Raw genomic sequence first — 12,157 nt, 5'->3', positions numbered from 1 at the left:
AAGGGGCGCGGTTATTCGTTATGGCCGCTGATGCGGCGACCCCAGGCCTGGGCCGTGGCGATCAGTGTCGGTTCGTCCATGCGGGTCAGTCGGCCATCTTCCAGTAATGGCTTGCCGCCTACCCACAGGTGTTTGACGCAATCGCGGCCAGTGGCGTAGATCAACTGCGACACCGGGTCGTAGATCGGCTGCTGGGCCAGGCCCGACAGGTCAAAGGCCACCAGGTCGGCGGCCTTGCCGACTTCCAGGGAGCCGACGGTCGCTTCGATGCCCAGCGCCCGGGCGCCGTTGAGCGTGGCCATGCGCAGCGCCCGATGGGCATCCAGGGCCGTGGCCGAACCTGCGACGGCCTTGGCCAGCAGGGCGGCGGTGCGGGTTTCGCCGAGCAGGTCCAAGTCGTTGTTGCTCGCCGCACCGTCGGTGCCGAGGGCGACATTGACGCCGGCCTGCCACAGGCGTTCCACCGGGCAGAAACCGCTGGCCAGCTTCAGGTTCGATTCCGGACAGTGGATCACGCTGCAATTGCTTTCTACCAGCAAGGCCTGGTCTTCGTCGCTGATTTGAGTCATGTGCACGGCCTGGAAGCGTGGCCCCAGCAGGCCAAGGCGCCCGAGGCGAGCCATGGGTCGCTCAGCGGTGTTATCCACAGCCTGCTGCACTTCGAAGGCGGTTTCGTGAACATGCATATGAATAGCCGCGTCCAGTTCCTCGGCGATTACGCGAATTTTCTCCAGGTTCTCATCGCCCACCGTGTAGGGCGCGTGCGGACCGAATGCGACTTTGATCCGTGGGTGGTGCTTGAGATCGCCAAATAATTCGATGCCCTGACGAATGGCGTCGTCGGCGCTGGCGGCACCGGGAATCGGGAAATCGAGGATCGGAATGGCGATTTGCGCACGAATCCCGCTGTCGTGCACGCGCTCGCTGGCGACCTTGGGGTAGAAATACATGTCGGAGAAGCAGGTGATGCCGCCCTTGATCTGCTCGGCGATTGCCAGGTCGGTGCCATCGCGGACGAAATCTTCATCGACCCATTTGGCTTCAGCCGGCCAGATGTGCTGTTCCAGCCAGGTCATCAAGGGCAGGTCGTCGGCCAGGCCGCGAAACAGGGTCATGGCCGCGTGGCCGTGGGCGTTTATCAGGCCGGGGCTGAGCAGCATGCCGGGGAGCTCACGGACTTCGGTGGCGTCACACTTCAGGGCTTCTGCCCGGGGACCGATGAACACGATGCAACCGTCGCGAATGCCCAGGCCATGGTCCTTGAGCACTACACCGGCGGGTTCGACAGGCACCAACCAGGTCGGCAGCAATAATAAGTCGAGCGCAACGGCAGGCTTGGGCATCGTGGAACGGTTCCATGGGGTATAAAGGATGGCGAAGTATACCCGAGCGTCTTCGCGGAGGGATCGCTATAATCGGCGGCTTTTGTTCATGAGTACGGGGTGAAGGATGCGCGATCGACTATTGGCTGCGGAGAAGGTGAAGGCCATCGATTGGCGTGATGGCGTCCTGTACCTGCTGGACCAGCGTATCTTGCCGTTCGAGGAGAACTGGATCGCCTGCACCCGTGTCGCCGATGTGGCCGAGGCCATTGGCTCGATGGCCGTGCGCGGCGCGCCGGTCATCGGCATCAGTGCGGCGTATGGCGTGGTGCTGGCGGCGCGGGCCAGGATCGCCGAGGGCGGCGAATGGCAAGCGGCCCTGGAAGCCGACTTTGCCTTGCTGAGTGAGGCCCGGCCGACGGCGGCGAATCTTTTCTGGGCGCTGGATCGGATGCGCGACCGGCTGGGGCGCTTGAAAGAACAGGCCGAGCCGTTGGCGGTGCTTGAGGCCGAAGCCATCGCGATCCACGAAAGTGATCGCGAAGCCAACCTGACCATGGCCCAGTTGGGCGTCGACCTGATCCGCAAGCACCAGGGCAACGCCCAGGCCATCCTCACCCATTGCAACACCGGCGCCCTGGCCACCGGCGGTTTCGGTACGGCCTTGGGGGTCATCCGGGGGGCGTATATCGAAGGCATGGTGGAGCGCGTCTATGCCGACGAAACCCGGCCGTGGCTGCAAGGCTCGCGCCTGACCGCGTGGGAACTGGCCCGTGAGGGCATCCCGGTGACCCTCAACGCCGATTCCGCCGCTGCCCACATCATGAAGACCAAGGGGGTGACCTGGGTGATCGTCGGTGCCGACTGCATCGCCGCCAATGGCGATGTGGCGAACAAGATCGGCACTTATCAATTGGCGGTCTGTGCCATGCACCATGGCGTGCGCTTCATGGTCGTGGCGCCGAGTTCGACCATCGACATGAGCCTGGCCAGCGGCGATGACATTCCGGCGCAGGAGTGCGACGGGCGCGAACTGCTGGAAATCGACGGCAAGGGGCTCGGTCTGGAGGTGGACGCCTTCAACCCGGTCTTCGATGTCACCCCGGCGGATTTGATCGACGTTATCGTCACGGAAAAGGGCATCATCGAGCGTCCAGACACCGCGAAGCTTGCGCAGTTGATGTGCCGTAAGCGGTTGCACTGAAGATTTGGGGTGTCTGATCCATCGCCTTCGCGAGCAAGCTCGCTCCCACACTGGATTTGTGTTGTGTCCGAAGTCTCAGGCATACAAAAATTCCCCTGTGGGAGTCAGCTTGCTCGCGATGAGGTCCTTAAAGGCAACAAATCCCTTGCATTTGACCCCTGAATCTCCATCCGCAGCGCTTCTAAGCCCCTCTGGTCCCATATCAGCCTGTCACCGGTCAACTAACTACGCACCATGCGCATCTGGGGGATAGGTGCGTGGCGGCTCTTGTGATAACATCCGGCGGTTTCCAGGGCTGCCTCGCGAGGTGGCCTTTACTGCGCAGATCCATGGCATAACTCGTTGATTTGTCGTAAGTCGCTGCACGGCACTTGTTCTGCAGCGGCGAGCTTCGTTCGTCCCATCTGGATGTGACGAGGTTTCACCAGAAAAAGGAATCAGGCTTCTCATGGGCGAACTGGCCAAAGAAATCCTCCCGGTCAATATCGAAGACGAGCTGAAACAGTCCTACCTCGACTACGCAATGAGCGTAATCGTCGGGCGGGCGCTGCCGGATGCGCGCGATGGCTTGAAGCCCGTGCACCGGCGCGTGCTGTTCGCGATGAGCGAGCTGGGCAACGACTTCAACAAGCCGTACAAGAAATCCGCCCGTGTCGTCGGCGACGTGATCGGTAAGTATCACCCCCACGGCGACACTGCCGTGTACGACACCATCGTTCGTATGGCACAGCCATTCTCCCTGCGCTATCTGCTGGTAGACGGCCAGGGCAACTTCGGTTCGGTGGACGGCGACAACGCCGCGGCCATGCGATACACCGAAGTGCGCATGACCAAGCTGGCCCACGAACTGCTGGCCGACCTGCACAAGGAAACCGTGGACTGGGTGCCGAACTACGACGGCACCGAAATGATCCCGGCGGTCATGCCGACCCGTATCCCGAACCTGCTGGTCAACGGCTCCAGCGGTATCGCCGTGGGCATGGCGACCAACATCCCGCCGCACAACCTCGGTGAAGTCATCGACGGTTGCCTGGCCCTCATCGACAATCCCGAGCTGACCGTCGATGAGCTGATGCAATACATCCCCGGTCCGGACTTCCCGACCGCTGCGATCATCAACGGTCGCGCTGGCATCATCGAAGCCTACCGTACCGGCCGTGGCCGCATTTACATGCGCGCTCGCTCGACCGTCGAAGACATCGACAAGGTCGGCGGCCGCCAGCAGATCGTCATCACCGAACTGCCGTACCAGCTGAACAAGGCCCGCTTGATCGAGAAGATCGCCGAGCTGGTGAAAGAGAAGAAGCTCGAAGGCATCACCGAGCTGCGTGATGAGTCCGACAAGGACGGCATGCGCGTCGTGATCGAGCTGCGCCGTGGCGAAGTGCCTGAGGTGATCCTCAACAACCTCTACGCCCAGACCCAGCTGCAAAGCGTGTTCGGCATCAACATCGTTGCGCTGATCGACGGCCGTCCGCGGATCCTGAACCTCAAGGACCTGCTGGAAGCCTTCGTGCGTCACCGTCGCGAAGTGGTCACCCGCCGTACCGTATTCGAACTGCGCAAGGCCCGCGAGCGTGGTCACATTCTCGAAGGCCAGGCCGTCGCCCTGTCGAACATCGACCCGGTGATCGCCTTGATCAAGGCCTCGCCAACGCCGTCGGAAGCCAAGGAAGCGCTGATCAGCACGCCTTGGGAGTCCACGGCGGTGGTGGCCATGGTCGAGCGCGCTGGTGCCGATTCGTGCCGTCCTGAGAACCTCGATCCGCAATACGGCCTGCGCGAAGGCAAGTACTTCCTGTCCCCGGAACAGGCGCAAGCCATCCTGGAACTGCGCCTGCACCGCCTGACCGGCCTGGAGCACGAGAAGCTGCTGGCCGAGTACCAGGAGATCCTCAACCAGATCGGTGAGCTGATCCGCATCCTCAACAGTGCCACGCGCCTGATGGAAGTGATCCGCGAAGAACTGGAAGTGATCCGCGCCGAATACGGCGACGTGCGCCGCACCGAAATCCTCGATGCGCGCCTGGACCTGACCCTGGGTGACATGATCCCGGAAGAAGAGCGCGTGGTGACCATTTCCCACGGCGGCTACGCCAAGACCCAGCCGCTGGCTGCCTACCAGGCCCAGCGTCGCGGCGGCAAAGGCAAGTCGGCGACCGGCGTCAAGGATGAGGACTACATCGCTCACCTGCTGGTCGCCAACAGTCACACCACGCTGTTGCTGTTCTCCAGCAAAGGCAAGGTGTACTGGCTCAAGACCTATGAAATCCCTGAGGCGTCCCGTGCGGCTCGCGGTCGTCCGTTGGTCAACCTGCTGCCGCTGGACAGTGATGAATACATCACCACCATGCTGCCGGTGGAGGAATACACCGAAGGTCACTTCATCTTCATGGCCACCGCCAAGGGCACCGTGAAGAAGACCCCTCTGGAATCCTTCAGCCGCCAGCGTAGCGTCGGCCTGATCGCCCTGGAGCTGGACGAAGGCGACGTGCTGATTTCCGCCGCCATCACCGACGGCGAGCGTGAGGTCATGCTGTTCTCCGACGGTGGCAAGGTCACTCGCTTCAAGGAATCCGACGTTCGCGCCATGGGCCGTACCGCCCGCGGCGTGCGCGGCATGCGCCTGCCGGAAGGCCAGAAGCTGATTTCCATGCTGATCCCCGAAGAAGGCAGCCAGATCCTCACCGCTTCGGCCCGTGGTTATGGCAAACGCACGGCCATCAGCGAGTTCCCTGAGTACAAGCGTGGCGGCCAGGGCGTGATCGCCATGGTCAGCAACGACCGTAACGGCCGCCTGGTCGGTGCTGTCCAGGTGCTCGATGGCGAGGAGATCATGTTGATCTCCGACCAGGGCACCCTGGTGCGCACGCGAGTCGCCGAAGTGTCGAGCCTGGGTCGTAACACCCAAGGCGTGACGCTGATCAAACTGGCCAGCGACGAAACGCTGGTCGGGCTTGAGCGGGTCCAGGAGCCGTCGGAGGTTGAAGGCGAGGAGTTGGAAGGCGAGGACGGCGTGGCGTTCGACGGCACCCTGGGTGCCGATGTCGACGACGCTGTCGGTGACCAACCGCTCGACGCTGCCGCAGACGAAGAAGAACCGCAGGACTAAGCGGACACGCAGGGGGCGGATGAAAATTCGCCCCCTTGTTGTTTGTTCCTTTTGAAATTTCGTATCAAATTGCAGCTTTGTGAGAGCAAGGCTTGTGTGGGAGCAAGGCTTGTGGGAGCAAGGCTTGCCCGCGATGGCGGTAGACCAGTCAACATCAATGTTGGATGACAGTCTGCTATCGCGGGCAAGCCTTGCTCCCACACCTTTGCTCGCCCGCCCTAGGTCCACAATGCGCACCACCTGATACCGTATTAATTGCGTGAACCACCAGATCAGAGCGAGATTGGATGTGAGCAAGAGAGCCTATAACTTCTGTGCCGGCCCGGCGGCGCTTCCTGAGGCGGTCCTGAAGCGTGCCCAGGGCGAACTTCTCGACTGGCACGGCAAGGGCCTGTCGGTCATGGAAATGAGCCATCGCAGCGATGAGTTCGTGTCCATTGCCACCAAGGCCGAGCAGGACCTGCGTGATCTGCTGAACATCCCGTCCAATTACAAGGTGCTGTTCCTGCAAGGTGGCGCCAGCCAGCAGTTCGCCCAGATCCCGTTGAACCTGCTGCCGGAAAACGGCAAGGCCGACTACATCGACACCGGCATCTGGTCGCAGAAAGCCATTGAAGAAGCTTCGCGCTACGGGCAGGTCAACGTGGCGGCCACCGCCAAGCCCTACGACTACTTCGCGATTCCCGGCCAGAACGAGTGGGAACTGTCCAAGGATGCGGCGTACGTGCACTACGCGCCGAACGAAACCATCGGTGGCCTGGAATTCAACTGGATCCCGGAAACCGGCGACGTGCCCTTGGTGGCCGACATGTCCTCGGACATCCTCTCGCGCCCTGTGGATATCTCCCGTTTCGGCATGATCTACGCGGGTGCCCAGAAGAACATCGGCCCAAGCGGCATCCTGGTCAGCATCATTCGTGAAGACCTGCTGGGTCGCGCCCGTTCCCTGTGCCCGACCATGCTCAACTACAAGGTCGCGGCCGACAACGGCTCGATGTACAACACCCCGCCGACCCTGGCCTGGTACCTGTCCGGCCTGGTGTTCGAATGGTTGAAAGAGCAGGGCGGTGTCGAAGCCATCGGCAAGCTCAACGAAGTGAAGCAGCGCACGCTGTATGACTTTATTGACGCCAGTGGCCTCTACAGCAACCCGATCAACAAGACTGATCGCTCGTGGATGAACGTGCCGTTCCGCCTGGCCGACGACCGTCTCGACAAGCCGTTCCTGGCCGGTGCCGACGAGCGTGGCCTGCTGAACCTCAAGGGTCACCGTTCGGTCGGTGGCATGCGCGCCTCCATCTACAACGCCGTCGACATCAACGCCGTCAATGCGTTGATCGCCTACATGGCAGAGTTCGAGAAGGAACATGGCTGATGTCTGAGCAAGAACTCAAAGCGCTGCGCCTGCGCATCGACGCCCTGGACGAAAAAGTCCTGGAGCTGATCAGCGAGCGCGCGCGCTGCGCCCAGGAAGTCGCCCGGGTGAAGATGGCCTCCCTGGCTGAAGGCGAGGTGCCGGTGTTCTATCGCCCCGAGCGTGAAGCGCAGGTACTCAAGCGTGTCATGGAGCGCAACAAGGGGCCGCTGGGCAACGAAGAGATGGCGCGCTTGTTCCGCGAAATCATGTCGTCGTGCCTGGCCCTCGAGCAGCCGCTGAAAGTCGCCTACCTGGGGCCGGAAGGCACGTTTACCCAGGCAGCCGCCATGAAGCACTTCGGTCACGCCGTGATCAGCAAGCCGATGGCGGCCATCGACGAAGTGTTCCGTGAAGTCGCCGCCGGCGCGGTGAATTTTGGCGTGGTGCCGGTGGAGAACTCCACCGAAGGCGCGGTCAACCACACGCTGGACAGCTTCCTCGAGCACGACATGGTGATCTGTGGCGAAGTCGAGCTGCGCATCCACCACCACCTGCTGGTGGGCGAGAACACCAAGACCGACAGCATCAGCCGGATCTATTCCCACGCCCAGTCGTTGGCCCAGTGCCGCAAGTGGCTGGACGCCCATTACCCGAACGTCGAGCGCGTGGCGGTCTCGAGCAACGCCGAGGCGGCCAAGCGGGTCAAGGGTGAGTGGAACTCGGCGGCGATTGCCGGCGACATGGCGGCTGGCCTCTACGGGCTGACGCGCCTGGCGGAAAAAATCGAGGATCGCCCGGACAACTCCACGCGGTTCCTGATGATCGGCAGCCAGGAAGTCCCGCCAACCGGCGACGACAAGACCTCGATCATCGTGTCCATGAGCAACAAGCCCGGCGCGCTCCATGAGCTGCTGGTGCCGTTCCATGACAACGGTATCGACCTGACGCGGATCGAGACCCGTCCGTCGCGCAGCGGTAAATGGACCTACGTGTTCTTCATCGATTTCGTCGGCCACCACCGCGATCCGCTGGTAAAAGGTGTGCTGGAAAAAATCAGTCAGGAAGCAGTGGCACTCAAGGTGCTGGGTTCCTACCCCAAGGCAGTTCTTTAAGGGCGGATAGCAAATGAGTGGCAACTTCCTCGCTCTGGCTCAGCCAGGCGTGCAACAACTCTCGCCTTACGTCCCGGGCAAGCCCGTGGACGAACTGGCCCGTGAGCTGGACCTGGATCCGGCCAGCATCGTCAAGTTGGCGAGCAACGAAAACCCGTTGGGCGCGAGCCCCAAGGCGCTGGCGGCGATCCGCGACGAACTGGCCGAGCTGACCCGTTACCCCGATGGCAACGGCTTTGCACTGAAGAGCCTGCTGGCCGAGCGCTGTGGCGTCGAGCTGAACCAAGTGACGCTGGGCAACGGTTCCAACGACATTCTTGAGTTGGTCGCCCGTGCGTACCTGGCGCCAGGTCTCAACGCGGTGTTCAGCGAGCACGCGTTCGCGGTCTACCCGATCGCGACCCAGGCCGTCGGCGCGGATGCCCATGTGGTTCCGGCCAAGGACTGGGGGCATGACCTGCCGGCCATGTTGGCGGCTATCGACGCCAACACCCGCGTGGTCTTCATTGCCAACCCGAACAACCCGACCGGCACCTGGTTCGATGCCCAGGCCCTGGATGACTTCCTTCAAGACGTGCCCGCGCACGTGTTGGTGGTGCTGGACGAGGCCTACATCGAATACGCCGAAGGCAGCGATTTGCCCGATGGCCTGGATTTCCTCGCCGCCTACCCGAACCTGCTGGTTTCGCGCACGTTCTCCAAAGCCTATGGCCTGGCTTCGCTGCGGGTCGGCTACGGCTTGTCCACCGCGGTGGTGGCCGATGTGCTGAATCGCGTGCGCCAGCCGTTCAACGTCAACAGCTTCGCCCTGGCCGCCGCCTGTGCGGCCTTGCAGGATGAAGCCTACCTGGCTGAAAGCCGTCGCCTCAACGCGGCCGGCATGGAGCAGTTGGAAGCCGGGCTGCGTGAGCTGGGCTTAGGCTGGATTCCATCCAAAGGCAACTTCATCTGTGTCGACCTGGGGCGTGTCGCCGCGCCGGTGTATCAGGGGCTGTTGCGCGAAGGTGTGATTGTGCGTCCGGTGGCCAATTACGGCATGCCGAACCACCTGCGCATCACCATCGGCCTGCCAGCGGAAAACAGCCGTTTCCTTGAGGCGTTGAGCAAGGTTCTGGCTCGTGGTTGATGTCACTTCACTGCAACCTGTTGCCCCTATGATCGGTCGCCTGGTAGTGGTCGGCCTGGGGTTGATTGGCGGTTCGTTTGCCAAGGGCTTGCGTGAAAGCGGCCTGTGCCGCGAGGTGGTCGGTGTCGACCTGGATCCGCAGTCGCGCAAGCTGGCGGTGGAGCTGGGTGTGGTCGATCGCTGCGAGGATGACCTGGCGATTGCTTGCCAAGGCGCGGACGTGATCCAGCTGGCGGTGCCGATCCTGGCCATGGAAAAACTGCTGGCGCGCCTGGCGACCATGAGTTTGGGGCAAGCGATCCTGACCGACGTCGGTAGTGCCAAGGGCAACGTCGTGCGCGCCGCCACCGAGGCTTTCGGCGGGATGCCGGCGCGCTTTGTGCCCGGCCATCCGATTGCCGGTTCCGAGCAGAGCGGGGTGGAAGCCTCCAATGCGGAACTGTTTCGTCGTCACAAAGTGATATTGACTCCGCTGGAGCAGACCGACCCGGCTGCGCTGGCGGTGGTGGACCGTTTGTGGCGCGAACTGGGCGCCGATGTCGAGCACATGCAGGTAGAGCGTCACGATGAAGTGTTGGCGGCTACCAGCCATCTGCCGCACCTGTTGGCGTTCGGCCTGGTGGATTCGTTGGCCAAACGCAATGAAAATCTTGAGATCTTCCGTTACGCTGCCGGCGGTTTCCGCGATTTCACGAGAATCGCCGGAAGCGACCCGGTCATGTGGCACGACATCTTCCTCGCCAACCGCGAAGCTGTCTTGCGCACACTCGATACATTTCGCAGCGACCTCGACGCCTTGCGCGACGCGGTCGATGCAGGGGACGGGCACCAATTGCTGGGCGTTTTCACACGCGCCAGGGTGGCCCGCGAGCATTTCAGTAAAATCCTGGCCCGTCGGGCCTATGTGGACGCTATGAACTCCAACGATCTGATTTTCCTGGCACAACCTGGTGGCTCCCTGAGTGGGCGTATTCGTGTACCGGGCGATAAATCGATTTCCCATCGTTCGATCATGCTCGGCTCCCTGGCCGACGGCGTGACCGAGGTGGAAGGTTTCCTCGAGGGCGAAGACGCCCTGGCGACGCTGCAAGCGTTTCGCGACATGGGGGTGGTCATCGAAGGTCCGCACCACGGTCGCGTGACCATCCATGGTGTCGGCCTGCACGGCCTCAAGCCCGCCCCGGGGCCGATCTACCTGGGTAACTCCGGGACCTCGATGCGCCTGTTGTCCGGCTTGTTGGCAGCGCAGGACTTCGACAGCACCTTGACCGGTGACGCCTCGCTGTCCAAGCGCCCGATGAATCGCGTCGCCAACCCGTTGCGGGAAATGGGCGCGGTCATCGAGACGGCTGCCGATGGTCGTCCGCCGATGACCATCCGTGGTGGCAACAAGCTCAAGGGCCTGACCTACACCATGCCAATGGCCAGCGCCCAGGTGAAATCCTGCCTGCTGCTGGCCGGTCTCTACGCCGAAGGCAAGACCACCGTCACCGAACCTGCCCCGACCCGCGACCACACCGAGCGCATGCTGCGCGGCTTCGGCTACCCGGTCACGGTGGATGGCGCCACGGCGTCGGTCGAGTCTGGCAGTAAGCTGACTGCGACCCATATCGAAGTGCCGGGCGATATCTCATCGTCGGCGTTCTTCCTGGTGGCCGCCTCGATCGCCGAAGGCTCCGACCTGGTGCTCGAGCACGTCGGCATCAACCCGACCCGCACCGGTGTGATCGACATCCTGCGCCTGATGGGCGCTGACATTACTCTGGAAAACCAACGTGAAGTTGGCGGCGAACCCGTAGCCGACCTGCGCGTACGAGCGGCTAAACTCAAGGGTATCGAGATTCCAGAGGCGCTGGTTCCGCTGGCCATCGACGAGTTCCCGGTGTTGTTCGTGGCGGCCGCCTGTGCAGAAGGGCGCACCGTGCTGACCGGCGCCGAAGAGCTGCGGGTCAAGGAATCGGATCGCATCCAGGTGATGGCGGACGGCTTGTTGGCCTTGGGTGTCAAGTGCCAGCCAACGCCGGACGGCATCATCATCGACGGCGGCCAGATCGGCGGCGGCGAAGTCCATGGTCACGGTGATCACCGCATCGCCATGGCTTTCAGTGTTGCGTCTTTGCGCGCCAGCGCGCCGATTCGCATCCATGATTGCGCCAACGTCGCGACGTCGTTCCCGAACTTCCTGGCGCTGTGCGCGCAGGTCGGTATCCGAGTAGCACAAGAGGCACAGTCGTGAACATCAAGGCACCGGTCATCACCATCGATGGCCCAAGCGGTTCAGGCAAGGGCACTGTCGCCGGGATCCTGGCCAAACAGCTGGGCTGGAACCTGCTCGATTCGGGTGCCTTGTACCGTCTGCTGGCGTTCGCCGCCGCCAACCATGGCGTCGACCTGACCAATGAAGAATTGCTCAAGGCGCTGGCGGCTCATCTGGACGTGCAGTTCATTGCGGCAACCGACGGTCAGCTCCAGCGCATCATCCTGGAAGGCGACGAAGTCAGCGACGTCATCCGTACCGAAAGCGTGGGCGCCGGGGCCTCCCAGGTCGCCGCGCTGCCAGCGGTGCGCGAAGCCTTGCTGCAACGCCAACGTGCATTCCAGGAGCCGCCGGGGCTGGTGGCTGATGGCCGCGACATGGGCACGGTGGTGTTCCCCGACGCGCCGCTGAAGATCTTCCTCACTGCCAGCGCCGAGGAGCGGGCGCGCCGCCGATATTTGCAGTTGAAGGGCAAAGGCGAGGATGTTAGTCTGTCGAGTCTGCTAGATGAGATCCGTGCACGCGACGAGCGTGACACCCAGCGCGCAGTAGCCCCGCTAAAGCCGGCGGCCGATGCGATACAGCTGGATTCCACGGAGTTGTCCATTGATCAGGTGTTGCAACGCATCATGAGCGAGATCGCGCTTCGCGATATCGCCGGGTGACA

8 protein-coding genes are annotated in these 12,157 nt (G+C 62.6%); 7 read left to right on the top strand and 1 reads right to left on the bottom strand.

The genetic code is table 11. From position 1 onward, the window contains the following. Positions 1-11 precede the first annotated feature (11 nt). Positions 12-1,343: a TRZ/ATZ family hydrolase gene (locus tag AB4N80_RS25960; protein ID WP_122568963.1), complete on the bottom strand. Its 1,332-nt coding sequence runs from the start codon at positions 1,341-1,343 to the stop codon at positions 12-14. A 106-nt stretch (positions 1,344-1,449) separates the two neighbouring features. Between AB4N80_RS25960 and mtnA the strand changes: the two genes are divergently transcribed. The 7 genes from mtnA (at position 1,450) to cmk (ending at position 12,155) form a co-directional block, all read left to right on the top strand. Then, on the top strand, positions 1,450-2,526 hold the full coding sequence (mtnA, locus tag AB4N80_RS25955) for an S-methyl-5-thioribose-1-phosphate isomerase (protein WP_354336136.1): 1,077 nt from the start codon (positions 1,450-1,452) through the stop codon (positions 2,524-2,526). A gap of 448 nt (positions 2,527-2,974) precedes the next feature. Further along, positions 2,975-5,638 (top strand): DNA gyrase subunit A, encoded by a 2,664-nt coding sequence (gene gyrA / locus AB4N80_RS25950; RefSeq protein ID WP_305470278.1) that lies wholly within the window; start codon positions 2,975-2,977, stop codon positions 5,636-5,638. A gap of 289 nt (positions 5,639-5,927) precedes the next feature. Further along, positions 5,928-7,013, top strand: coding sequence for a 3-phosphoserine/phosphohydroxythreonine transaminase (gene serC / locus AB4N80_RS25945; RefSeq protein WP_122568960.1), 1,086 nt, complete (start codon positions 5,928-5,930; stop codon positions 7,011-7,013). After that, positions 7,013-8,107: a prephenate dehydratase gene (gene pheA / locus AB4N80_RS25940; RefSeq protein WP_003199233.1), complete on the top strand. Its 1,095-nt coding sequence runs from the start codon at positions 7,013-7,015 to the stop codon at positions 8,105-8,107. The genes serC and pheA overlap by 1 nt, the downstream gene beginning before the upstream one ends. Before the next feature lie 13 nt (positions 8,108-8,120). Further along, positions 8,121-9,233 carry a histidinol-phosphate transaminase gene (gene hisC, locus AB4N80_RS25935; RefSeq protein ID WP_122568959.1) on the top strand — a complete coding sequence of 371 codons (1,113 nt, stop codon included), beginning with the start codon at positions 8,121-8,123 and terminating at the stop codon, positions 9,231-9,233. Positions 9,234-9,261: 28 nt separating this feature from the next. After that, positions 9,262-11,469 carry a bifunctional prephenate dehydrogenase/3-phosphoshikimate 1-carboxyvinyltransferase gene (locus AB4N80_RS25930; RefSeq protein ID WP_122568958.1) on the top strand — a complete coding sequence of 736 codons (2,208 nt, stop codon included), beginning with the start codon at positions 9,262-9,264 and terminating at the stop codon, positions 11,467-11,469. Then, positions 11,466-12,155, top strand: a complete 690-nt coding sequence (gene cmk / locus AB4N80_RS25925; protein WP_122568957.1) for a (d)CMP kinase — start codon at positions 11,466-11,468, stop codon at positions 12,153-12,155. The genes AB4N80_RS25930 and cmk overlap by 4 nt, the downstream gene beginning before the upstream one ends. Positions 12,156-12,157 lie beyond the last annotated feature (2 nt).

The sequence above is a fragment of the Pseudomonas sp. H3_A02 genome (assembly GCF_054671965.1).
This window is presented reverse-complemented; position numbering and strand designations above follow the sequence as displayed.